Genomic DNA, 25,009 nt, shown 5'->3' with positions numbered 1-25,009 from the left:
CCTGGTGGGTTCGGCATGCTTAGCGTTGCGGAAGGTTAGCACTATGGCTGAAGTTCCTTGCCGCGCTATCGTGCTTGCAGCCGGCCTCGGCTCGCGCCTGCGGCCGCTGACGGATCTGCGGCCAAAACCACTGGTCGAGGTTAACGGCATGCCGATCCTGCACAACGCCCTGCGGAATCTGGAGGCCATCGGCGTCGGTGAGGTGACGGTTGTCGTGGGCTACCGCAAGGACGCCATCCAGTATGCCTGCGGCAGCCGCTTCGGCGGGGTTGAGATCAACTATGTCGAATCGACGGTTTTCGATCGCACCGGGAGCGCTTATTCCCTGTGGTTGGCGCGTGAGGTACTGCTTTCGGGAGACTGCCTCCTCCTCGAGGGAGACGTTTTCTTCGAGCAAGATGCATTGCGCCGCCTGAGCGGTCCAGCGAGCGATGTGGCAGCAGTAGCTCCCTTCGAAAAATCGATGGAAGGGTCTGCAGCTCTTTTGTCTGATGACGGCTTCATCACAGCTTTCCGCATGAAGCAAACGGCGGCCAACATCATCACAGCCGGCCCGCAGCTTTTCAAAACTATGAACCTGCTACGATTTTCAGGCTCGACCCTCAAGGCAACGATCGTTCCAGCACTGGACGATGTTATCGGGTCCGGAGCCAGGCAGGCCTACACCGAGGAGCTTCTTGGCTATTTGGTGGAGAGGCGTGGCCTGCAGCTTGCAGCCGCGCGATGCGATCGTCTCAGGTGGTGCGAAATCGATACCGCCGAAGATCTGCATCTCGCAGAGCGCATTTTCTCACGAGCGCATGCCGCTCGCCAATCGTATGACCAACGGGATCAGTGAGGTGCCAATGCTAAGATACCTTTTGGATCCCGCAAATGCCATCACTGCGTGGGGCTTGTTTTTCTTCCGCTAGTCTATTCCTCGCTCTATCCGGAGAGCTTGAGCTATCAGTGGCAGTGGCTCTTTGGGCTGTCCTGGCAGATCACATCGACGGAATCGTGGCCAACCGGACGCCGAACCGTGACCCGGACGCTGCAAAAATGGGCAAGAGCCTGGACGGGTTCGGGGACATTATCTATGGAGCCGTCTTGCCCACGGCAATTGTGATTCAGCTCAGCCACGCCTCCATTCTTTCCCTTGCGACGGCCACTGCTCTGCTCGTGGCGGGGGCCATCAGGCTTAGCTATTTTGCAAATTTCGGCCGATCATCCGACGGGCGCTTCTTGGGTGTGCCTTTGTCGTACGACGTGCCGCTACTGGCTCTCTTGTTCCTTTTACAACCGTTCATTGGAGCCGAACTATTTGAGTGGTTCGTCAACGTCTGTTTCCTGCTGCTTGCCGCCGCCCACGTGGCGTCTATTCGCGTGCCGTCACCCAGCCCGGCAATGTATGCGGCAATCAGCATCTTCGTCGTGGTGTCTTCGGCCGCCTTAGTCATGGGCAGATTGTCGAGCCACGTGTAGGCGGGCATGATCCGAGCAGCTGGTAGGGTTCCTGGCCGGACGACCTGCTATATTCGGGTCCGTAGCCGCTTGCCTGAACGTTGTACCTCTCTGAGCTCCGAAACAGCTCGGCATCACGTACTTGGTCGTGAGATACTTATTGTCGGGGCGTTCATCGTACCTGCATCGAGGTGGCTGGCATGACCATCCGGCCTGAACTCTTGCAGCGACCCGATCTGCGTCAACGAGAGCACGAGCGAGGCTGGATCTTTCGGGAAATCGGCGTCGAGCCGTTCATTCAATGCACCGGTGTGCGCACATTATTTGGAGCAAGCAATCCGAGTGAAGAAGTCACGCGGCTGCAGAGGCTTTCGTCGATATGGATGAATTGGCTGAGGCTGCAGGTCGACGGCTCGCTGAACTCACGGGCGCCGAATGGGGTGTGATTACCGCCGGCACTGCGGCGACACTGGCGCTAGCCACAGCGGCGTGCATCGCCGGAAACAATCCTGAATTGATGTTGCGATTGCCGGAAACATCGGTGCTACCCAACAAGGAATTGATCCCCTCTGACCAACGGTTCTCCTATGAACAGGCAATCCGTATCGCAGGCGGCGAGATTGTGAGTGTTGCCACTGTAGAACGGCTTGCAGAGGCATTGGACGGAAGCGCCGCGATGATCTGCCTGCTCGGCCGCATGGATTCAGCGTCCGTTTTGCCATTGAGCGCAGCCGTCCCTCTCGCGCGATTTCCTCACGTTCAGCCAATGAAAGGTAGCGCCCGGAGAGAGGCTTGCCCGAAGATCTAAACATCGCTGGTGGCATGCCGCCTGCCTTTCGGAACAATCTGCTTCCGACAGGTTGCGATAGTCCGGCCTCAAGCGCAGCATCTTCGCTGCTCTGCCCTGTGGCAATCGCCTTCCAAAATCTATTCTGTTCATCGCGTCCCGTCGCAGACGGCCGGCCTGGCGATGGCGATGGCGCCCGTCCTGACCGCGGCGAACGTCGACTTACAACTTTCATCGCAACCTCCAACTTCTTGGTGTTGCGACGACCGCTTGAATCCGCCCAATACGTCTCGATCAAATATACCGAGCGCCTGGCTGAAGCAGGCGTGGAGCCCTCCGTCGGCAGCGTTGGAGATTCCTATGACAATGCTCTCGCCGAAACCATCAACGGCCTCTACAAGGCCGAGGTGATCCATCGGCGTGGGCCATGGCGCAGCTTCGAGGCTGTCGAGTTCACCACCCTGGAATGGTCGATTGGTTCAACAACCGAAGGCTCCTGGAGCCCATCGGCAACATACCGCCGGCCGAAGCCGAGCAACGCTGCTACGCCATGCTGGAACAACCCGACATGGCGGCATAACTTAAACCAAACGGCCTCCGGCAAACCCGGAGCGGTTCAGTTGATCATCAGCCGACCGGCATTCCACTTCCAGGCTTCGACATGGCAGCTCGAACGTGGCTCTATGATCCCCTGGATTTCTTCTTCCAACCTGGGCGAAATTCAGGTTTATCACCCTGATGCACTGCGCTTTCTCTTTGTTCTTGCGAGGTCGTCTTCGGAGAGCATTTTCGTGCCGATGATTCCCGCGCTCGTCAATTGCGCGATTTCGGCATCCGACAGTCCCAAAAGTCCCGATAGTATCTCTCTGTTATGTTCCCCGAGCGTCGGCGCCGCTGCTCGGATCGGATACGGTCTTTCTCCTTCGCGAATTGGCATCGAGGGCTGCGGGTGCAACCCAACGAAGGCGCGTTCCACTTCCTGCATAAACGCGCGCGAGCGGAGATGTCGATCTTTGAGTAGGTCAATCGGCAGGCGGGCAACGCCGGCAGCTACATTTGCTGCTTGCAACTCAGCCATAGCCTGATCTGCATCGCGGGTCGACGTCCATGCTTCGATGCTAGCCTCAATCACATCTTCGATGTCGCGTCGCGCTTCCGCGGACATCAGTGAAGCGTCTATGGCCCAGTCAGGTCGACCAATGACTACGGCAAGGTTCCGCCACATATCTGCGCTGGTCACAGCGATCATGATCCAGTTATCTTCACCCGCACATCGGAAGCAGCCATGTGGTACGAATTGCGGATGTCGATTGCCATACTTTCGAGGTGGCTTACGACTAGTCGATTGGACAATGATCCATGGCGCCGCGAACGGCATCATGCACTCGATCTGCGCAAGATCAATGAACTGGCCTTCTCCATTTGTACGGGCGTGAACCAGTGCAACCAGAACAGCAGCGCAGCCATTCAATCCCCCGACGGCATCGCCAAAGGCGATGTGGCTCATCACTGGGGGGCCGTCTGACTTTCCCACCACCCTCGGCAAGCCAGAGCCCTGTTCGAGCGTAGAGCCGTAAGCCCGGCAATTGCGATGAGCGCTGTTGGCCCCGAAGCCAGACATTGACATCATGACGAGCCGAGGGTTGAGCGTTCTAAGCATGTCATAGCCAAGCCCGAGCTTGGGCAATACGTCGACCGAATAGTTATCGACAACGATATCGGCTCCCGCCAAGAGCCGCTTGGCGAGAGCGCATCCTTCGCTCCGCGTCAGGTCGAGTGTGATACCGCGCTTGTTGCGATTCATCACACAGAACACCGGCGCCTTTTCGTACATGTGCGCGTCGACATAAACAGATCTTCGGTCAACGCCGCGCCACCAGTCCGGATACTGGATGGCTTCGATCTTGATCACGTCCGCTCCGAGGTCAGCCAGAATACGTGTACACAGTGGCCCCGCCCACCCCATCGAGAAGTCGATGACACGAATCCCCTGCAAAGGCAGCGTGTCGGACCCGCTGGGACCGACCAGCGCCGAGGCCATGCGGCTCAACCGCTTGCAGGAGGAAGGTGTATCCTGCTGTTCGCCACAAGCCGGCACCCTTCCCCCTCGGCGGGGCGGCGTCAACGTCAAGCGTTGCATCGATCCGGGCGCAAGAGCCTCCTCTCGGCCAAACAGGATCGGCACGATTGCGCCCCGCTTTCTCTTCTCCGGGTCCTCAAGCAGATCCGCTATTTCCGGTACCGGAACGATGGGAATTTTCCGCTTCAGTCCCTCCGCAAACCAGTCCTGCGCTGTCCTCGTTCTTAGGAGTGGAACAAATTGTCGTTCAAGCCGCTCCACGTGGCGCAGACGATCAGCGCTGTGTGCCAGCCCCAAATCGTCACCCAATTCGGAGAGGCCGAGCATGTCGCAAAACGCTCGCCATTGCGCTGGCGTACCTGTCGTAACCCCCAGTAAACCGTTCTTGGTTTCGTAAATTCCGGCCGGAAAGGTGGGCCAAAAGCGATTGTTGCCAATCCGGCGCATCATGTCGCCGGTCAAAACCTGCTCGAACATGACATAGTCGCAAAGCGCGACGCTTGATTCGAGGATACTGAGCGACCACGACCGCCCTGATCCGCGCTGCATTCGCGCAAACGCCGAAGAAGCCGCGGCGATGAAGCCCCAGAGACCGGCCAGAATGCCCGTCTGGAAATCCGGCGCGTGCGATGGCGGGCCTTCGGCCGGGCCGACTAGCTTAACAAGACCTGCCAGCGCTCGGACAGTCGAATCGGTTGCTGCGTAGCCGGCATAAGGCCCTTTGCCGCCGAACCAGCTCGCGCTGAGGTAGATCAAACCTGGGCAGCGCTGCCGGATGCCAACCACGTCAATTGGGGGGCAACCGGCAGGATCGACATCTCGGCCATCCACCAGAATGTCGCAGTCTTCGATCAACGCGGTCAACCGTTCTGTCGCGTCCAACTCATTTGCATCAATGATGATGCTTGACTTATTGAAATTCAGAAATGCGAACCACGCGCTATGACCGCCGGGCGTAAATGGCGCACTATTGCGAAGGGGGTCTCCTGCTGGGGGCTCAAGTTTCTGCACATCTGCGCCGAAATCCGCCAACAACCGTCCACAATAGCTGGTTGCGGCTGAGCTCCCAATCTCGAGGACACGAAAATCCGACAACACGCCCATGGCGGCTCCCATGCTACCCGAGACGCCGAAACTGCAGAGATCGCGGTCCCGGAATTTATCTCTTTGACCTACAATGGCGCGTCTCGAGGGCCCCTATACAGGGGCTTTTGTGCTGGTACCCATGGTCTCGCGGAGACGATCGCAGCGACACCGCGCCGTAGCTAGGAGTATTCCCACAACGTTCGGTTCGCATGATCGTGCTCAAGAGAACGGAGGCAAGTTCCAGCTGTCTAGAAGAAACACCGACTTAACGCTCGGAGACCACATGCTCGAGAACGTCGCGTGGTCCTCGCCAAAGCAAACTAGTCTGCACGACCTGGATGTGCAGCTACCAAGTCGAATAGGCAGGGCCTGAGATGTGCGCAGTCCTTTGGGAGACGCTGCCTCCTCTGGCCCGCTTATCTACATCGTCTGAGAACTGGCGGCCTCTCATCCTAAGAGATTTCACGTCACTTTTCTCAGAGTGCGGGGATCCTTCCGAGAGGCTTTCCGCTCACCTTGATTCTCGTAGGGACTCCCACGAGGCTGAGGTCTCCTATGTTCACAGCGCGACGCAGCCGCCTGTGCGGCAATCGCTTTCAACCAAACGAATTACGAGTCATGACGGCATTGCCGATGGCATGCTATCTATCTGGCATACCTGGACCTGATGGTGCGACATTGCGCGGTTCATCGCAATCGCCCTTGGCGCAAGTTGATGACTACGCGTGGACAGGCTGACGTGATAGATTGGAACATCAACAGCTTCAGGTGGTCAGATGCAAGCCGCAGTCGATGCGCACGCATTCTCCCGTCATGCTGCTTGATTCTGGGCTAGCGAGGAAACAGACGAGATGTGCTACATCTTCTGCTGTAGGCACAAGCTTGAGGGGTGAGCTCGCCCCGACGGCATCGCGCACCTCTCGGGCAGCCTTCTCGCCACGCGTTTTTGTGAACCACGGCGTGTCAATATAGTCGGGACAAATTGTGTTGACGCGAATAGAAGGTGCTAGCGCCCGTGCCAGTGGCAGTGTCATTGCATTCAGCGCGCCCTTGCTTGCCGAGTATGCGATCGATGAGCTGGGACCGCTGATAGCTGCGACCGAGGAGACGTTCACAATTGCGGCCGAGCGCTTGCTAACCTTAGCGCCAGCTTCGAGCAGCGGGCGCGCCGCACGGATCATTTGGAACGCACCGACCGTATTGACGGCATAGATGCGTTGAAACTCATCCGCCGAGAGTCCAGCGAGATCGTGATGCGGCACATGTTTCGTCGTAGCGGCATTGTTGACTAGAACGTCGAGCCGCCCCCACCTGGCCGCGGCCGCGACAATCTTACGACAATCGTCATCGCGCGAGACATCGCCCTGCACAACCAACACCTCGGCTGCGCCCGCCTTCCGGCAGGCCTCGGCGGTGGCATCGGCTTCCTTCTGGCTCTTAGAATAATTCACCACGATGCGGGCCCCGCCTCTGGCCCAGAAGGCGGCGGTCGCCGCTCCAAGTCCTGACGCAGAACCTGTTATGATCGCGCACAATGGATTCTTCGACATCAATCCTCCTTTTTCCGCGTTCAATCCGGATCTTACAGTCTAGACGCTTGGCGCCACAAAAAGCCGTCAACCTACACAGCTCTATCGCCAATACCAGACATTCCGGCCTGCATCCGCTGCCGAGTTTGGCTGGAGCAGCTTCTTCTCGGATCGATTCCCATCCCGGATGTGCATGGGACTGGAAAGATGAGAACCCGTTCGTCCTCCGGAAGAAGAGCTTGTGAGTACGCAGATGGCATCGCCAAGAGTTCAGTTCTGAGATGCATCTCTTCCTGTGCTACGGATGGACCTCGATCGATATTCGTCCATTACGATCTCGACCAAGGCAGGCCACCGACGGCAACATGGCTCATCATAGTTATCCAAACGGTTGATGTGTGTTGACTTGTTGAAGCCAACCGGAGCTTTTGGTCATCAAGGAGCGCCGTCGCGACCCCCTGCCCCAAGCGCGAGCGCCATGTTGCCGCTCCCGGGAAACAATGCGCAGCAGGTCGGTCACTTCTGATCTGCTGGAGTTGAAGATCGGCTTCTACCACCTGTGAGCGCGAGCTTTTCGCGAACCTGATCCGAGCTCATTACTCGTACACCGATACGTTCGAGTATTTCGACCGCGCGCTGTACGAGTTCGGCGTTGGTCGCGAGCCGCCCACGGGAGAGGTAAAGGTTGTCCTCTAACCCTACCCGTACATTTGCGCCAAAGAACGGCGCCAATGCTGCGTACGGGAACTGCATTCGTCCAATCGAAAAGGCAGAGTAAATAGCGCGCGGCGGCAGGCGGTTTACCATCGCCATTAATGTGATCGGATCGCTTGGCGCTCCATAAGGAATTCCCATGCACAGCTGGATCATTGGCGGATCGTCAATCAAGCCATCTTTGATCAACTCCGCGACTAACACGAGATCTCCAGTGTCAAACACCTCGAGCTCAGGGCGCACTCCAATCTTCTGTAGGTGTGCCGCCATCTTACGTACTGTCGCGGGCGTATTAACTACGATCAACTCGTCGCGAGTGCCGTAGTTTAAGGTGCCGCAATCCAAGGTGCAGATCTCGGGGCGCAACTCTTCGATGTGCACCAAACGCTCGAGCGCGCCCGCCATGTCCGTACCGGCCGTTGGCGGCAGCGGAGACTCCGGCCCACCCAGCACGAGACCGCATCCCATCCCCGTAGTCAGGTTGATCACCGGGTTCACATTCGACATTCGAATGCGCCGCACCACTTCTCGATACAGCAGCGGATCACGCGAACCTTGCCCAGTCTCGGGATCGCGCACGTGGATATGCACCACAGCCGCCCCGGCCCGAGCCGCAGCGATTGCAGAGTCAGCGATCTGCTCCGGGGTTATGGGCACATTCGTGGTGTCCGGTTTTCCTCCGCCGCCCGTGAGAGCGCAGGTGATAAACACCTCGGAATTCATGCATCTTCTCCCTTTCAAAGGCTGACCTGTCACGGCCAGGTACCAATGTCTGGACCGCTAGCCGCAGCTCGTGACTTCAGGACTCAGGTAGCAGTCATCGGAGGTCCGAAACCTTGGGCCCCGCCCATCATCCAGCAAGCCTCATGCCACTCACGGAATACGGCGCGTGCGCGTCATAGGCCGTTACGCCTTGATAGCGCGGCACGCATAATCGTTGTCTGTGCGCGGAGCACGATTGGCCGGCTGAATCGCCCTCGGCTGAGGCTCTCGCCCTGAGTAGCGCGCAGCGAGACAAGAGGACGCTAAGATGCATATTTGGCGAAAACCACCAATCAGCCAGTTCAAAATCTTCGAGGCTGTTCCCGCCCGTCGATGGCAGGCTCAAATGCTACAATGTAGGAGGCGAATTGTATGTACGCCCCCACTCGGGCATTACGCTTTTTCTCGCTCGTCTCGGTCTCACCCTGAACTATTTGAGAGCCGCACATAATCCTAGCTGACGAGCTTTGCTCGGAAGCCAGGCGCCTGAGACATGCTCGAAAAACAAAGCAGCCTAGCTCGCGACGCGGGGGGTGATACTCCCGGCAGCTCTTCCATGAAGCGCGCGTGAATCAGCATACGTGCGGCCCCCTTTGTCTGAAGGACGACAATTGCGAACGCCAAGCTAGACTCTCCAAACCGTGTGCGAGAGCGACAGTGCGGCCGCTAGCATCTCGTTTGTTGCAGGTTCGACGTCCAGATCCCGCTGTTGGTCTCATTCAGCAACTGGCAATCGCAAGAAATCGATCGATACTCTGGGTCTCATCCACGGCGCTGCTGACCTTGCCCCACGGGCTTAATCCAGTTTGAAGTTCGCTCTGGTCCACGACAAGGACCAGAGCATGAAGCGCAGCCGCTTTTCGGACGAGCAGATCATCGGGATTTTGAAGGAGCATGAGGCCGGCGTGTCGGTCGCCGATCTGTGCCGCAAGCATGGCGTCAGCGACGCCAGCATCTACAAATGGAAGGCCAAGTTCGGTGGCATGGAGGTGTCGGAGGCCAAGCGGCTAAAGACGCTGGAGGACGAGAACACGCGACTGAAACGGCTGCTGGCCCACTCCATGCTGGACAATGCGGCGTTGAAGGACCTCTTGGGAAAGAAGTGGTGACGCCCGCGGCCAAGCGGAAGGCTGTCGCGCATCTCGTGGCTGCCCACGGGATGAGTGAACGGCGGGCGTGTAAAGCCATCGGCTGCTGCCGCATGACCATGAGATACCGGACGACCCGGGCGGACGAAGCCGGCGTTCGCCAGCGCATGAAGGCGATCGCCCAGGAGCGCCGCCGCTTCGGCTATCGGCGCCTCCATGTTCTGCTCAAGCGGGAAGGCTATCTGATCAACCACAAGAAGCTGTTCCGGCTCTACCGGGAAGAGAGGCTTGCGGTGCGCCGCCGCGGCGGCCGCAAGCGGGCGATCGGGACCCGGGCGCCGATGATGGTGCCGATGGCGCCGAACGACCGCTGGTCGCTCGACTTCGTGTCGGATCAGCTCACCGATGGCCGCCGCTTCCGTATCCTCACCGTGGTCGATGATTGCACCCGCGAGTGCCTGGCGCTGGTAGCCGACACCTCGCTCTCCGGCACCCGTGTGGCGCGGGAGCTGGACCGGCTGCTGATGGAACGCGGCAAGCCGAAGATGGTGGTCAGCGACAACGGCAGCGAGTTCACCAGCAACGCCATCCTGACATGGGCCGATCAGAGCCGTGTTGCATGGCACTACATCGCGCCGGGCAAGCCCATGCAGAATGCCTTTATCGAGAGCTTCAATGGCCGGCTGCGGGATGAATTGTTGAACGAGACGCTGTTCACGTCGCTGGCCCATGCCCGCGTCGCGCTCCGATGCTGGCGGACCGATTACAACGACGCACGACCACACTCGCGGCTCGGATGGAAGACGCCGTCCGAGTTCGCCTTCACCTGCGATCCGCGCCGGGATCTGGCGCTGCGCTATGCCGAGGGCTCCGCGCCAGCTCCCGTCGCTACCACCGCCCAACCGGGCAAATCCAACAGCCGGGGCGAACTCAGGACTGGATAAAACTTGATGTGGTGGAACGGCCCGCTCCAACAGCATCAAAGTGCTAGAACGTGGTCGTTGTTCGAACGCCACAAAGGAGGGACCGTTCCGTGAAACAGGTTATCACCATCGGGCTGGATCTGGCCAAGCACGTTTTCCAGGTTCACGGGGCGGATGCCGAGGGCTCACCCGTGTTCAACCGGAAGCTACGGCGCAGCGAAGTTCTGCGTTTCTTTGAGAAGCTGCCAGCATGCCTGGTGGGGATGGAAGCATGCGGTAGCGCCCACTATTGGGCGCGCGAGATCGCAGCTCTCGGTCATGAGGTCCGGCTCATTCCGCCGGCTTATGTCAAACCCTTCGTCAAGCGTGGCAAGACGGATGCGGCGGACGCTGAGGCCATCAGCGAAGCGGTGACCCGAAAGACCATGCGCTTCGTGCCGATTAAGACGGCTGAGCAACAGGCTGCCGCGATGGTGCTGAAGACCCGCGCTCTTCTAGTGCGGCAGCGAACGCAGTCGGTCAACGCGTTGCGCGCGCATCTCGCAGAATTGGGGATCATCGCCACCGCCGGCCTGGCAAAGGTTGAGGCGCTGGTCGCAATCATACGGGATGAGACAGATGCACGCCTGCCCGCAGCAGCGCGCTTCGCGCTGATGGCTATTGCCGACGAGATTGAAGCTTCAGCCGACCAGATCGAGAGGCTCGAGCGCGCAATCGTCGCGGAGGCCAAGCACGACGAGGACATGCGTCGGTTGACCACGATCCCTGGCGTCGGCGCCATTACGGCGGCGACCATCAAAGCGCTTGTGCCGGATCCCGGCGGGTTCAAGTCGGCTCGCCACTTTGCCGCCTGGCTGGGATTGACGCCGCGGCCTCATTCAAGCGGAGGCAAAGAGCGGTTGGGACGAATATCGAAGATGGGAAATCCAGAACTCCGCTCTCTCCTCGTTGTCAGGGCAACGGCCGTCTTGCGGCTTGTCCGAAACGACGTTCGGGCGCGGCCGTGGCTGAAGGCGCTTCTCGCCAGACGCCCCTTCAAGGTTGCCGCCGTCGCGCAGGCCAATAAGACGGCGCGGATCATCTGGGCGCTCCTGAACAAGGGCGGAATTTATCGGCGTCCCGACCCATTGGCGATTGCCGCGGTGACGCAGTGACCGCCAAAACGATCTGACCGGCGCAGGCCGGCAGAGGGCGAGGTGCAACAACAGGCGATGAACCCTGGGACGAAACCCCGAAACGAGTGAAGCTATTGCCCCCAATGCGCTCAAGCGCGTAAACTTGATTTAGCTCCTCGTTCCGCGGATCTCATCGAGGCCAGCGGCCTTATTGTGCCGCGCGCAAAGGCCGGACATATGACCGCACCGTTCCAATGTGTGAAATCGACTGAAAAAGCTCTTGCCTCGCGGGCCGTTCCACATATGGGGGCAAGGTCACAATACCAGCAAGACCTTCCCCGAACTCCATCTGCTCGCTGGGCTACAACCGAATAGCTCGAAGCCAACACTCGACCTTGCAGTCACATGTTGGCACCGCACCATCGGCGCGCCTGCCGGCATAAATTTTGCTGGTGGTGAGCTGAAACCGTACTTCCAGTGAAATCTCGGATCGATATTCCTGTTTCTCGAACCCAGGTGACTTCAATTGATGTCAAAGACGCAACTCCAGTCCGGACCTCCACGAGAAGACGAGACAGAGCCTGTTTCGAGAGGGTGGGTAAGGAACGCCGAGGTGAAAATAGCGGCTAATGGGACACGGATGAGCGGTTGCGGTGCTTGTTAGCGACGCGCGCCCCGAAACAGTTCTGCGGGACCAGCAAGTAAACGCTCCGTCATCTGACTATCTCATCAAGAGGACGATGGCATTAAGATTGGGCAGCATGTTCGAAGGACTACAACAGCAGTGAACGACGCCAGAATAGCTGCCGCTCCCGCATCACCTGCTTCCGAAAAGCGGCTCCTGGCGCTGTAAACAGCCGGTCGCGAGACGCTCTGAAAGTCGAGTGAGAGACATCATGTTGATGAACGAGTTAAAGGACCAGATACCGGATTTTGCCAAAGACGTTAGGACTAACCTAGCGGCTATGTTGGCCGACGAGACACTTACGCCAAAGTGCAAGTGCAGTCTATTGCTAGCCGTCGCGATTGCGACTCGCAATCACAAGATCATTTCCGCGATGGAATGCGAGGCTAGATCTGTAATGACGCCAGATGCCATCGCTGCTGTTAAATCCGCGGCTTTCTTGATCGCGATGAACAACGTCTACAATCCCTTTGTTCAACTCGCGTCAAACCTGGAATACAGGAAGATGCCTGCGCGGCTCCGGCAAGACCTCATCGAGAGTTCGAACGTTGACAGGGGCGATCTCGAGCTATGGTCACTGGCCATCTCGGCTATCAATGGCTGCGGCGCCCTCATGGACGAGCACGAAACAGCTCTGCAGCAGGAGTGGTTCAGTCCAACGGAGATCCAGACTGCCGTACGTTTTGCTGCTATTATGCAGTCAGTAGCCATCGCTATCGAGACAAGCGGTGACGTGAATTAATCTGAGTGGATCTACTTGAGCATGAACGGCATGTGCAGGCTGAGGCAAGAAGGCGATCGCTAGAATTCGGAGCTCCGACCCAGGACTGCCTGTGGCGCTCGAGAGAAAATGCCACGTGGGCGTCGTCCGATGGATTGCCCAACGTACTGCGTGATCAGGCCCGCTGCGCTTTCGGCGAGGTAGATCTTGTGACCAAACTCGACCAGCATGCGAACCTTACCGCGCTTGATCAGGTCGCCATGAGGTTCCAAGATGCAATAGTTCTCGTCGGTAACGAGCTGCTCACCAAGCATCACACGGCGACGTGCCTGATCGATGACACGACTTGCCAGCTGGCAGAAGTCTTCGACCTGCGCGCGGTTCTTTGATGGCTACGTCGGCGCAGACGTCTTGAGCACGGATCGCGCGGGTTCGTCGAGCCCAGTGCGTGCGTTTCCAACGCTCGCCAATGTCGATGAGCAGCCGGTATATGCGAGCCTGCTGGTCGTGACGCTGCCTCCTCGTGATACGCTGGACCTGGACATACGCCACCGCGCTGAGCGTGTACGGACACAAAACCCCTTGATTCTTCGCAATAGCAGGGCTTTGGCGAGACGGCGGACCAGGCGTGTGACGACGCGGACCTCATCACCTAGCAACGTATTGGCGGTTGGACGATGAATGCCGGTCTGCACCACCTCGTGTGGACCCGCAACTTATCGCAGTCCTTCAATGCTAGCTCGATCGCTGGCAGCCCCCCCAAATTGTTGGCCGCTCTCAGCGCCTGTGGGGTCAGATGGATCAAGCCACGCTGAAGGGTATCATGCTTCGGCGCCGGCACCCAGTAGAAGGCAGGGAACTGGACGAAGCGTCAGGATCAAATGCTTAAGCTCTGATCTAAAGCATCTGGCGGCGCGCTCAATACAACGTAAAGCTCTACGAGATCCTGACTCAGAGCGCGAGCTTTCTAGATCAAGTACTCCATAATCTCTAGTTGCGCTCGTGCCAGACGGTGTTCGGGATTATGCCCTTTCATGCAAGGTGGGGAGCACTTTTGGACACCGAACGTCGACTGGCCGGACCGGCTCTACTCGATCTAGTAGTACCGACTTGGCCTCCAAACAGAGATACTCATCTGCTCGATACTTCTAGTTTGAAGCGCCCTTTGCCGGCGGCACGGGCGTCACTGGTAGGAGCGAGTGGGAAGAATGAAAACATCCGACCAATCCGATCAACTGGCGCGTGCGAATGTCCACGTTAGGAGCTTGAGCCCCACCGTCATGCCAACCAATGGACACCAGGCCACAGCTTGTAACCCACCACGCCCCTCGCTTCGAGCAATCGGACGAAATACGCCGCTGCAACATGCTTGACGCCGGCAATCCGCATCGTCGTCCCAAAACGCTGCGTGCTATCGCCACTCAAGCGCTCGGGCGTGAAGCGGAGATTTCCTGCTCCACTAAGCCGCTGCTCGAAAGTAACCGTAGTCGCATCCCACAAATCAAACAGTGTCTGCTCATGTGGAGCTAGTTGCGATCAGACATTCTGTGGCCGGATGCGTGATTTCCTGGGACTCTACAGCAGAAGCGGCTGTCACCGATTACACCTGCGAGGCCGGATCAAGATGAGAGATTTGTCCGATGATTATCCCTTGCCTCCCATTGGGCCCCTCCAAGGGAAGCATGGAAACGCTCACGTAACGCGCAGGAGTTTGCTAGCGGGTGCGTCTCTTTTTATCACCATGGGGGGGGCAAGCGCGCGGGTGATGACGAAGGCCTTGCCTTGGGAGCCCAATAAGGCCGATCCGGTGACGCCAGTCGTATCCGGGGGATATTTGTTCTTCACCGCAAAGGAGGCTGCCATTGTCGATGCGTTCGTGGATCGTCTAATTCCGACTGACGAACTCGGCGCCGGCGCTAAGGACGCCGGCGTCACGACGTTTATCGATCGTCAGCTGACCGGGCCGTATGGCGGTCATGATTCACTGTACATGCAAGGACCATTTTCGGAAACGCCACTGCCGAGCCAGGGACTGCAATCGCCGATGACACCTCGCCAGCAGTATCGGTTAGGGCTCGCCGCTCTCGATCGCTATTGCAGCGAGACCTATGGAGGGCGCGGCTTTGCCGAGCTCAGCTGTGAGAGGCAGGACAGTTTAATTCACGCGATGGAACAGGGCGAGGTTCAGTTCCAGAATTTCGATAGTCAGATGCTGTTCTCAGCCATTCACACTAACGCCATTGAAGGTTATTTCGCCGATCCGATCTATGGCGGCAACCGCGAGATGATAGGCTGGGACCTCGTTGGCTTCCCCGGTGCTCGCTACGATTATCGAGACGTGATGGAGAAACCGAACAAGCGCTACGAGCTACCGCCGGTCGGGTTGCAGGGCCGTCCTGCCTGGGGGAGCCGCTGATGGCCCGCCGTCTTCCCCGAAAGGACGTCGTTATCATCGGTCTGGGCTGGACTGGATCGATCCTCGCTTACGAGCTGTCCCGTGCCGGTCGCGAAGTGGTTGCAATCGAACGAGGCCCATGGCGCAATACCGCTACGGAGTTCAATATCGGCACGGTGCCGGATGAATTGCGGTATGCCGTGCGGCATGAATTCTTCCTGCGCCCCAGGCAGGAAACGCAAACTATGCGCAACAATCCTGCGCAGACCGCGTTGCCAATTCGCAAATGGGGCAGTTTCCTGCCCGGTAACGGGGTCGGTGGTAGCGGCATGCATTGGGGTGGCCAGACCTGGCGCTTCCTACCAGACGATTTCCGCCTCCGTCGCCACTTGACTGAGCGCTATGGCAACAAGAGCCTGCCTTACGGGAATGATATCCAGGACTGGCCAGTTTCTTACGACGAGCTTGAGCCCTATTATGACAAGTTCGAGCGCATGACAGGCATTTCGGGCAAAGCCGGCAATCTCAAAGGCAAAATAAACGCTGTCGGCAATCCCTTCGAAGGCCCGCGCTCGCGCGAATATCCAACGCCACCGATGAAGCAAGGCTATGCGCAGGAGTTGTTCACCCGGGCTGCAGTCGAACTTGGCCTACACCCCTTTCCATTACCGTCGGCATGTATTTCGGTGGCCTACACCAATACTTACGGCTGCGCTTTGGCCCCGTGCACCTATTGCGGCTTTTGCGAGCGGTTCGGATGCGCGACATATTCGAAGGCCTCGCCGCAGACCTGCGTTCTCCCGGCGCTAGTCCGCGAGCCCACCTTTGAAGCCCGCACGGATTGCGAGGTGACCAAGATCAACCTTTGTGTAGACGGCAAAATGGCGACCGGAGTGACCTATGTTGAGGCCGATGGTCAAGAGTGGGAACAGCCCGCGGATCTCGTGCTGGTCTGCGCCTACAGCCTCTTTAACGTTCGCCTCTTACTATTGTCAGGCATCGGCAAACCGTATGATCAGGCGAGAGACGAAGGCGTGGTCGGCCGCAACTATACGTATCAGACCGCCACCGGCTCGACAGGTTTTTTCGACAGGGCCATATTCAATCCGTTCGGAGCCGCAGGCGGCCTCGGCCAAGCGTTGGACGACTACAACTGCGATAATTTTGACCATGGCGCACACGGCTTTGTAGGAGGCGCCTCCATTGCGTGCGCCTGCAGCAACGGACGGCCGATCCTCTACCACCCGGTGCCGCGCGGCACGCCGAGTTGGGGTAGCGCCTGGAAGAAGGCGGTTCACGACAACTATCTGAAGGTGGCTAATGTCGACGCGCAGGGCAGTGTCATGAGCTATCGCAACAATTACCTCGATCTTGATCCGACTTATAAAGACCGGATTGGCCGTCCATTGCTGCGCATGACCTTCGATTACCAAGACAATGAGCGAAAGATGGCGAACTGGATGGCCGGCCGCTGTGACGAGATCGCAAAGGCCATGGGGGCCAAAGCCACACAGGTCAACCGCCTTAACGGTCCTTGGTCGGTGGTGCCTTACCGGTCCACCCACAACACAGGAGGCGCCGTGTTTGGTAGCCATCCGAGCACCAGCGCGCTCAACCGGTACCTGCAGTCCTGGGACGTCCACAATGTCTTCGTGATGGGCGCCTCGGCGTTTCCTCAGAACCCTGGCTACAATCCGACGGGCACCGTGGGCGCCCTGACCTATTGGGCGCTGGACGCCATCTTCGAGTATATGAAGTCGCCGCGCCCCCTGGTGCAGGCATGAAGCGCATCGTAAAGAGAGTAGCGGCCCGACTCCGCCAGGCCGTAGAATTTCTACTGTTGTTTGTGAATGTGGTGGCTGCTGACTCTGACCATTATGTAGACCCTACGCGCGGCAAGGCGCTGGTGATCTCACGCGATTTTGTCGCCCGTCACATCTCCCCCGGTGGGACGCCATTTGGGGAGTGGCTCCCACTGCAGATGCCCTTTGGACAGATCATTGCCCCGAACATTGCGCCGGACGATACGGCCTTCATTGATAGCTGGTCATCTAATGATTTTGCCCGCGCTATGAATGAGGGGAGACGGCCGAGCGGCGATGATCTGAATGCGGCTTTTCCCTACGCCTATTATAACAAGGTGGCCCGCGCCGATCTCGATGCCATCCATGCCTACTTGTGGACACTCGCTCCCATCACCAATCAGGCCAACCGCATTATGTTGCCGTCTCCTGCCAACATCCGTCTTTTGCATGCCAGTTTGGGCAAATTGTCAATCGACGAGATCGTGCGACATCTGAGTACGGGACAGACGGCGGCAAGCGTCGCTTCAGGCCCAATTGAAGACGTAATCGAAATCTCCACTTCGAGAATGTCGGACGCCGACCCTAGAGCTATCGCGGTCTACCTAAAGGAGCGCGGTGCGACCGTCCCCCCTGCATCCGAGACGCTAGCCGCTTCAGATCCGCTAATGCAGGCGGGCGAAGCGATCTTCATAGACACCTGTTCGGCTTGCCACACTCGAAGCGGGGGCGGCATCGAGCCGATCTTTCCGAACCTTGTCGGCAATGGCGTAGTCACTCAGGACGATCCGACGTCGGTGATCCAGGTCGTCATCGCCGGCGGGCGAGCAGCCGCCACCGACAAGCAACCCACTTCGCCTGCAATGCCCTCTCTCGGCTTTCGCCTGACCGATGGTGAGATCGCTGCGGTCGCTACCTATATCCGGAATTCCTGGGGCAATTCCGCTCCGCGGGTGGCGGCAGACACCGTGAAGGCCGTTCGTTGTCGCGTGAGCGGGCCGTCGATCGAAAGAGGTGGCCGGCTGCCTTCCTGTTAGAAGTGATGGGATCACATTCATTAGCTTTATATAGTTGAGGCTTCTTGGAGATGAAAAGATGCGGCTCATAAGGTGCACCCCAGAATGACAATCGACGTTCAACATAGCTTGCCAATCGCGCGGCCGACGCAAGTCATTTGGCTGGGCGAACTGTCCGGAGTCGGACCGCAGTTGCCGCTACGCCGCATAATAAACCGTAGCCTTCCGCGATTCAGGGTCCAAAACGTCTGCAATCTGCTGGCATGGACGGTTGCGCTTCGCGCCATCGATCCCGTTCAATATGTACTTGTGCGTTCAACGCCGCTGGGCACTCACAACCGCTACTTCCCTGCTTGCAGTATACGTTGAGCTCAGGTGTGAATGCCGGTGCCGGCATCCTCGAGGTTGCCTATTAAGATTTGCGACTGGACCCGGCAAAGCTTCCGGCAGAGAGCGCGTGCCGGCCCGGACTTGGGCTACACGCAGCTCGCATTGTTCCCATCCGTCAACTTTCCTTCAGAAGCGAAGCCATCAACGCCCATTACGCCTGCATCAATCCCTTTGAACCTTTCGAACTGCGCAATATCAGGAGCCTCTCTACTTTGTTGTGCGTGAAGGAGACATCCATCAACGACTCGGATGCGATGCGGGATCTCAGGTGCAGTCCCTGCGGCATCGCGCAAAATGGAATGGCTTGCAATGGATCATTCGTTTGAGATAGCTCAATGAAATCGCACATCATGTCTAGGGTCTGTACCTAAATAGCGCCACGTGATTCTCTTGCCTACGTGTTGATTCGGGGGCGAGAGAATGCGCGCTGGTTTGTTTTGGCTGAACGACAGGCAATGGGCGCGTATCGAACCGCATCTGCCGAGGGGACTGACGGGGCCGGATCGGGACGACGACCGACGCATCGTCAGCGGCATCATTCACATGCTGCAATCGGGTGCACGATGGCGTGATTGTCCACGTGAATACGGCCCTTACACGACGATCTACAATCGCTTCAATCGCTGGGCCAAGCGAGGACGATGGTGCGCAATCTTCGAAGCGCTGGCCAAGCCTGGCGAAGACGGCGTCGTACTGTCGCTCGACTCGACCTCGATTAAAGCTCACCGGTGTGCCTCCGGCGGAAAAGGGGGGAGCACAATCAAGCAATCGGCCGCTCGCGCGGAGGCCGCACGACAAAAATCCATGCGCTGAGCGATCCGCTCTGCCGGCCGGTCGTCCTGCATCTGACTCCAGGCCAGGATGCCGATATCGCTGCGGCTCCCGATGTCCTGGCGCTCGCGCCACCCATGAGCGTGCTCCTCGCCGACAAAGGGTATGATGGCGACAAGCTTCGCGGCGCAATCATTCGTCGTGGCGCCAAGCCCGTAATCCCCCATAAATCTAACCGTGTCGTCATCCATCGCTTCAACAAACGCGCCTACAAAGGACGAAATGTCATCGAACGCTGCTTTTGCAGGCTCAAGGACTTCCGGCGCATCGCCACGCGATATGACAAGCTCGCCCGTAATTTTTTGGCCGCTGTTCATCTCGCCGCTCTCGTCGCATATTGGCTCAATTGAGTCTGGACCCTAGCACTTTGATGCTGTTGGAGCGGGCCGTTCCACCACATCAAGTTTTATCCAGTCCTGAGTTCGCTCCGGCTGTTGGATTGACCCGGTTGGGCGGTGGTAGCGACGGGAGCTGGCGCGGAGCCATCGGCATAGCGCAGCGCCAGATCCCGTCGCGGGTTGCAGGTGAAGGCGAACTCCGATGGTGTTTTCCATCCGAGTTGCGAGTGAGGTCGCGTATCGTTGTAGTCGGCCCGCCAATGTCCGAGTTCGACTCGGGTCTGGCCCAGCGACGTGAACAGCGTCTCGTTCAGCAATTCGTCTCGGAGACGGCCATTGAAGCTTTCGATGAAGGCATTCTGCGTCGGCTTGCCGGGCGCGATGTAATGCCAGGCGACGCGGCTCTGATCGGCCCATGTCAGGATGGCGTTGCTGGTCAATTCGGTGCCGTTGTCGCTGACCACCATTGTGGGCTTGCCGCGCTCGATGATCAGTCGATCCAGCTCCCGCGCCACCCGGGAGCCAGACAGCGAGGTGTCGGCCACCAGCGCCAGGCACTCGCGGGTGCAATCATCGACGACGGTGAGGATGCGGAAGCGGCGGCCATCGGTGAGCTGATCCGACACGAAGTCGAGAGACCAGCGGTCGTTCGGCGCCATCGCGACCGTCATCGGCGCCCGGGTCCCGATCGCCCGCTTGCGGCCGCCACGGCGACGCGCCGCAAGCCTCTCTTCCCGGTAGAGCCGGAACAGCTTCTTGTGGTTGACCACGTAGCCCTCCCGCTTGAGCAGAACATGCAGGCGCCGATAGCCGAAGCGACGGCGCTCTTGGGCGATAGCCCTCATGCGTTGGCGAAGGCCGGCTTTGTCCGGCCGGGTCGTTTGGTATCTCATGGTCATGCGGCAGCAGCCGATGGCTTTACACGCCCGCCGTTCGCTCCGTGCGTCATAACCTAGCTTTTCAAGCGCGGTCGCCGCTTCAGCGATGAGGCGGGTATGCGCCTCATCTTCTCCAATGTTCGCGTGAAGGAAGCTTTTGTAGTCTGCTGATGGCAAAGCGGCATCGAAACAAGCCTCCACGGCTCGGTATTCGGCGAGAAGCATTTGCTCATTTCCGACACCAAGAGCTCCAAGCGCTCGCATTGGGTCAGCCTCAGTTTGCTGCAAAGCCTCGATGAAAGATGCTACCGCCTCGGTTACTTTGACCGGTTGATCTGATAGCCCAATGGACCTGCACAACTTCCAAATGAGCCAGGGGTGAGAACGATCTGCAATCCCGCCACGGACTGAGCTGTGCTCGCCATCGACGACCGGCATCAGGAGTGAGCGAACGTGAACATGCGCAATCCTGGCAATCACTCGGAGCAGGATCTGCGAAAACGGGTTGGTGACGACAGCCTCCTGGCTCGCCCAAAGCGCTAGAGCATCTGGGTGATTCTTTGCGTACTCGAAAAAGGGATGTACCTCTATTCTAGCGCGCCGCTCAATCGCTTCCGCTTCGGCAATGAATGGGGCAATCGGCCAATGGACAATTGGCTGGAAATATTTGTCCACTGGAAACGCGGTCCTTGGCAACGCATCGCTATTCATAGCTTCCCTCAGCATTCCCGGTACCCCCCTCCGTGCGAGCTCATAATAGTATCAAAGTACGTATTCACCGCGATTTCATCGTCTTTCGCAGCACTCCAATCTGCTCAAGACTCAGAAGCACGCCCGTCATGACAGGTTGTGAGATTACGGGCGCACGGCGCTCTTCATTTAGGATGCACTAACGCAATGGCGAGCGGCTGCGGGGCCCTTACAACAAATGCCACCTATTCGTCCAATACCGCCTTCCTGGTACCGGCCTTGCCCATCCCGCCGAGCCAGACCCGGAAATGTTCGCAGATGGCTGCTTGCAAGACATTGCGCATTTTCGGCGGATTGAAGCCCTACCTGCAGTTCGCTGCTCGACCGAGCTCTTTTAATTGGAACAACGACGAGAAATTGCGAAACTAACGGCCGAACGGCGCAGGAATTCAGCGATTTTTTAAGTCTTTGCGCAGCATCGAGGCCGACACCATCATCTGGAAAACGTCGCGAGCTCACGAGACCGCGGTCCCTAGGGGCGCCCCCTGGGATGTCGTGAGCCGAACCAGCTCCTGATAAGGAGCGGGCAGCGCTGGAGACCAGGCTCCAGGGCGAATCCGCCGGGTTCGCCTCGGCGCTTCGCGTCGCACTGAATGATCGACAGCTGGCGCGTACGAATGGCGGTTAGACACCTGGTCCAGGTTTGACCAAGGAGAAGGTTTCGATCGGGCTTCTGGCAACAGCTGCGTAACGGCGCCCCCCAAGAAGGCGCAGCGCAAGCATCCGATCAACAGCTAAAGAGTGGAAGATCGGCAACCTGTGCGAGGACGTAAAGACAGGGAATGACCTGGCTCTCTGCTTATCGATCTTTGAGAACGCATTGATGAATTGCAGCGGGATCTCGCGGCCGGCACGCGCGAGCGTCAAGAGATTAGATCAGACTACGGGTATCTCAAACGGCCCTGGATCTATGGGCCGATCCGGGCCGTAGGGAGAGAAGCCTACGTTCTACCAAACGGCTGGGCAAGCGGGAGAGGCTCATCCTTGGACCACACCATGCCCGGTCTCTGCTCGCGGTAGCGAAGGCCAGGGTTTAAAAAGGGGCACGCGAGCCGGGGTGGTGGCCGAGGACAGTAAAGTGGGCGCGTCTGCACGGGGCCCTCGGCACCTTCCCTGCTTTCAAATGAAGATAGTTGCAGATGCGCAGCGATGTGCCGCTGTATGGGCCACCATCGGCCAGATCTGTCGAGCCTGCGTCTCGGCCGTTCCTCGCCTCGCCACCGAGTTGCGCGAGCTCCTCAACCGGCACATCCGCGCCAACCGCTATGGCCGCGCCTAGAGCGTTTCACGGTTTAATAGAAGAGTATCCGGCGTTTTCGAAGTAGTTGCTGCATTCGTCGGGCTGGATGGTTGTGACGAGTCCGCCGATATGGCGACAAATGTCGTCAAGGGTGCGCTTCTGGGCGGAGTGCATGCAGTGCTTGATCTTGGCGAAGGTCTGTTCGATTGGATTGAGGTCGGGGGAGTATGGCGGCAGGTACCAGAGCCTGGCGCCGGCGGCTTTGATCGATATCGCCCGGCTGAAGCTGCGGGACGAGAACCTGCTGAACATAGGCGCGGAAGCATTCTCCGTTGATTGGACCGTCGAATAGGCAAGGTGCAGTGAGGCGGTCGCAGCGCAAGGCGCCAAGGAACGTCAACGTCTGCCAATGACCGTGCGGCGCGAAACTCCGCACCCGCTCGCCTTTTTGGCCCCCATCCGCGCAGTGGGGCCATGTTGGTCTTGATCCAGGTCTCGTCGATAAAGACCAGGCGCCGAGGATCGAGCTTGGCCTGCCATGAACGGCAACGCTGGCGTCTACGCGCGATGTCGGAGCGGGCTTGCTCGAGAGCGAGCAGCGTTTTTTTGAACCGCAGCCCTTCGCGGCGTAGAAACAGCCAAACGGCATTGTGGGAGACCTTAACCCCGCGCGCGGCGAGTTCGTCCTTGAGGGCGTGAAGCGTCAAATGCGGCGTCTGGCTGATTTCCTTGATGAAGGCGCGATGCGGCTCGAGGATAGGCTTGCGATGGCCACCCATCTTGCCGGGCGCCACCGAGCCGGTCGCTCGATAACGTTGCGACCACTTCACCACTGACGACACCGCAACCCCAAACCGCACTGCCACCGCGCGGCAGCTCTCACCCTTCGCTACAGCCGCCACCGCACGCTTACGCAGATCGTTGGAAATGGGTCGGACCATCGGATGCTGGCCTCCAGCCCAGCCAGCATCTTGAATCATATTCGCCCCAGTTCCGGAATCCCTTCCGATTCAATAAATCTGTGAACCGCTCTAGGCCTTCCGAAAACCAAGAGCAGGGTAGTGCTCAAGGCCAAGGCGGCCCGGCGCAGCCCTCGCTGCCCCGACGTGCTTTGCGGGGCAACAGCCATGAAATCAACTATCGACCTTGATAGTTTTCGAAGCGCAACCCGCCATATAGTCTCGCTCAGGCGCCGTAGCCTCATGAGAAGACAGTCGGGTGACGAAGAAGCATTCGCAATAGTTACTCTGCTGGCCAGCACTCTTGAGCAAATCTGAAACATGGACCGCTATTCGACTTCGCTGAACCTGACGTCCACCTCGAGAGGCCTTTAAGACACGGGAACGCGACGCAGCGCGGATATTCGCTCCGCTCAAGGGATGCTGTCGCAGCAAGCATGCGGGCAAGGCGACTGGCCGAGGATCAACAAGAGAGTGTAGAACGAGAGCACTGCCAAGCAGCTCCTGCATAGGTTCGCGCCCGTCAGTTCGATCGGCTTGCGTTTTCTCGAATCGCAGCCTCGTCAGAGGCTACGCTGCTATAACACTCTGTACGTAAGGAGAACTCATGCCGGACATCGTCGTAACGGATGTAATTGCCTCTTCCATGGTACAGGCGATCCGAGCGGCGTAATGAGGACTTCGGTGGTGTCATCACCGCCGTGGGCAACAGCCGGCCCATGGCCGTGGTATTACAGGATTCCCAAACCAAGCGCGCTCTCGGCGGTGCGATAGGACTTTCATCGGCAGGACTGCTGTTCCTGGACTCGTTCTTTCTGCCATGGCAATTGCGCGAAAGGGGTTTGGGAAACGCGATCTTGAAGGCATTTGAAGAAGAGGGCCGACAGCGCGGCTGTCGATCGGCCTTCCTTTACGCCGTCAATTTTCCGGATTTCTACACGCGGAACGGATGGAAGGCCTCCGGCCGAACGCCTTGCGACCCGCCCGGAGCATTCCGCGTTTTTATGATCAAGAGCCTGGAAGCGCGCTCGTAGCCTTCTGCCGGAGATCAGATGGATAAACCAGATGATTGCCCAAAAGAGTACCCCAAATCGTAAATTCGGATGGCTATGGTTCGCTGTTGTGACTCACAGCTGCGCGGATGTGGTCGCAAGAAGAGCGAAACAGACGGATGGCGTCTCGGAACCGAACTCCAAAATGAACTGTATGATGCAGGCCTGAAATCGGCATCAAGCCGAACAAGAAATGCACTTGCAAAGCTAGGAATGCGGCCTACTGAGCAGGGCTCGTCCCGACGCCGTACTCTCACTGGAACGCATCCCCAGCGTGGCACCGGTCAATTTGAGCCGTGCCCTAACGATCAAAGGCCGATATCATGTTGTCTCGGGAAGGGCCGGTATTGGGAGCAAATTTCTCCAGCTCGGCCAGACGCCAACCAAGGCCACATGTCGAGACTCTTGCAGTAGTGAGGTGGCGTGCC

15 protein-coding genes and 4 pseudogenes are annotated in these 25,009 nt (G+C 58.5%); 13 read left to right on the top strand and 6 right to left on the bottom strand.

Annotation, left to right across the window (positions count from 1 at the left end; genetic code table 11):
- Positions 1–43 precede the first annotated feature (43 nt).
- The 4 genes and pseudogenes from ABIA42_RS01500 to ABIA42_RS01485 form a co-directional block, all read left to right on the top strand.
- On the top strand, positions 44–838 hold the full coding sequence (locus ABIA42_RS01500; RefSeq protein WP_370115741.1) for a phosphocholine cytidylyltransferase family protein: 795 nt from the start codon (positions 44–46) through the stop codon (positions 836–838).
- 110 nt (positions 839–948) lie between these two features.
- Complete coding sequence (locus tag ABIA42_RS01495; RefSeq protein WP_370115743.1) at positions 949–1,461, top strand: hypothetical protein; 513 nt, start codon at positions 949–951, stop codon at positions 1,459–1,461.
- Positions 1,462–1,819: 358 nt separating this feature from the next.
- A complete protein-coding gene (locus ABIA42_RS01490) occupies positions 1,820–2,248 on the top strand; it encodes a hypothetical protein (protein ID WP_038937011.1) in 429 nt (142 codons plus the stop codon).
- A gap of 257 nt (positions 2,249–2,505) precedes the next feature.
- A pseudogene (locus ABIA42_RS01485) lies at positions 2,506–2,807 on the top strand (integrase core domain-containing protein); the annotation flags it as partial.
- Positions 2,808–2,957: 150 nt separating this feature from the next.
- Here ABIA42_RS01485 and ABIA42_RS01480 read toward each other — a convergent pair.
- The 3 genes from ABIA42_RS01480 to ABIA42_RS01470 all read right to left on the bottom strand — a co-directional run bounded on the left by ABIA42_RS01480 (position 2,958) and on the right by ABIA42_RS01470 (position 8,359).
- Positions 2,958–5,411 (bottom strand): CoA transferase, encoded by a 2,454-nt coding sequence (locus ABIA42_RS01480; RefSeq protein WP_370143734.1) that lies wholly within the window; start codon positions 5,409–5,411, stop codon positions 2,958–2,960.
- A gap of 746 nt (positions 5,412–6,157) precedes the next feature.
- Positions 6,158–6,943 carry an SDR family NAD(P)-dependent oxidoreductase gene (locus tag ABIA42_RS01475; RefSeq protein ID WP_370115749.1) on the bottom strand — a complete coding sequence of 262 codons (786 nt, stop codon included), beginning with the start codon at positions 6,941–6,943 and terminating at the stop codon, positions 6,158–6,160.
- Positions 6,944–7,438: 495 nt separating this feature from the next.
- Positions 7,439–8,359, bottom strand: coding sequence for a 3-keto-5-aminohexanoate cleavage protein (locus tag ABIA42_RS01470; RefSeq protein WP_049803137.1), 921 nt, complete (start codon positions 8,357–8,359; stop codon positions 7,439–7,441).
- Between the two features lie 881 nt (positions 8,360–9,240).
- Here ABIA42_RS01470 and ABIA42_RS01465 point away from each other — a divergent pair.
- The 8 genes from ABIA42_RS01465 (at position 9,241) to ABIA42_RS01430 (ending at position 19,714) form a co-directional block, all read left to right on the top strand.
- Positions 9,241–10,430, top strand: a protein-coding gene (locus ABIA42_RS01465; RefSeq protein ID WP_370115751.1) for an IS3 family transposase whose coding sequence is annotated in 2 segments (ribosomal slippage) — positions 9,241–9,487 and positions 9,487–10,430 — 1,191 coding nt in all. Because the reading frame shifts where the segments join, the coding sequence is not laid out codon by codon here.
- Positions 10,431–10,519: 89 nt separating this feature from the next.
- Positions 10,520–11,563: an IS110 family transposase gene (locus tag ABIA42_RS01460; protein WP_370115753.1), complete on the top strand. Its 1,044-nt coding sequence runs from the start codon at positions 10,520–10,522 to the stop codon at positions 11,561–11,563.
- A gap of 857 nt (positions 11,564–12,420) precedes the next feature.
- Positions 12,421–12,951 carry a carboxymuconolactone decarboxylase family protein gene (locus ABIA42_RS01455; RefSeq protein WP_370115755.1) on the top strand — a complete coding sequence of 177 codons (531 nt, stop codon included), beginning with the start codon at positions 12,421–12,423 and terminating at the stop codon, positions 12,949–12,951.
- Between the two features lie 188 nt (positions 12,952–13,139).
- Positions 13,140–13,319 carry a hypothetical protein gene (locus ABIA42_RS01450; RefSeq protein ID WP_370115757.1) on the top strand — a complete coding sequence of 60 codons (180 nt, stop codon included), beginning with the start codon at positions 13,140–13,142 and terminating at the stop codon, positions 13,317–13,319.
- Positions 13,320–14,695: 1,376 nt separating this feature from the next.
- Positions 14,696–15,346 (top strand): gluconate 2-dehydrogenase subunit 3 family protein, encoded by a 651-nt coding sequence (locus ABIA42_RS01445; RefSeq protein ID WP_370115759.1) that lies wholly within the window; start codon positions 14,696–14,698, stop codon positions 15,344–15,346.
- On the top strand, positions 15,346–17,109 hold the full coding sequence (locus tag ABIA42_RS01440; RefSeq protein ID WP_370115761.1) for a GMC family oxidoreductase: 1,764 nt from the start codon (positions 15,346–15,348) through the stop codon (positions 17,107–17,109). Before ABIA42_RS01445 ends, ABIA42_RS01440 begins: the two co-directional genes overlap by 1 nt.
- Entirely contained in the window at positions 17,106–18,164 is a 1,059-nt protein-coding gene (locus ABIA42_RS01435) for a cytochrome c (RefSeq protein ID WP_370115763.1), read from the top strand. The genes ABIA42_RS01440 and ABIA42_RS01435 overlap by 4 nt, the downstream gene beginning before the upstream one ends.
- A gap of 789 nt (positions 18,165–18,953) precedes the next feature.
- A protein-coding gene (locus ABIA42_RS01430) for an IS5 family transposase (protein ID WP_370115764.1) occupies positions 18,954–19,714 on the top strand; the annotation gives its coding sequence in 2 pieces (ribosomal slippage) (positions 18,954–19,293 and positions 19,293–19,714; 762 coding nt in all).
- A gap of 56 nt (positions 19,715–19,770) precedes the next feature.
- Here the strand turns inward: ABIA42_RS01430 and ABIA42_RS01425 are convergent.
- From ABIA42_RS01425 to ABIA42_RS01415, 3 pseudogenes are all read right to left on the bottom strand, one after another.
- Positions 19,771–20,643: pseudogene (locus tag ABIA42_RS01425) on the bottom strand (IS3 family transposase); the annotation flags it as partial.
- Positions 20,644–20,676: 33 nt separating this feature from the next.
- A pseudogene (locus ABIA42_RS01420) lies at positions 20,677–21,291 on the bottom strand (iron-containing redox enzyme family protein); the annotation flags it as partial.
- 1,324 nt (positions 21,292–22,615) lie between these two features.
- Positions 22,616–23,511 (bottom strand): annotated as a pseudogene (locus tag ABIA42_RS01415) (IS630 family transposase).
- Between the two features lie 737 nt (positions 23,512–24,248).
- On the opposite strand from ABIA42_RS01415, the gene ABIA42_RS01410 reads away from it, so the two are divergent.
- A complete protein-coding gene (locus ABIA42_RS01410; protein WP_080588789.1) occupies positions 24,249–24,563 on the top strand; it encodes an N-acetyltransferase in 315 nt (104 codons plus the stop codon).
- Positions 24,564–25,009: the final 446 nt, after the last annotated feature.

This window comes from Bradyrhizobium sp. USDA 327 (assembly GCF_041262065.1).
Lineage (GTDB): Bacteria > Pseudomonadota > Alphaproteobacteria > Rhizobiales > Xanthobacteraceae > Bradyrhizobium > Bradyrhizobium liaoningense.
The sequence above is the reverse complement of the archived record's forward strand: the minus strand, read 5'-3'. Positions and strand labels throughout refer to the sequence as shown.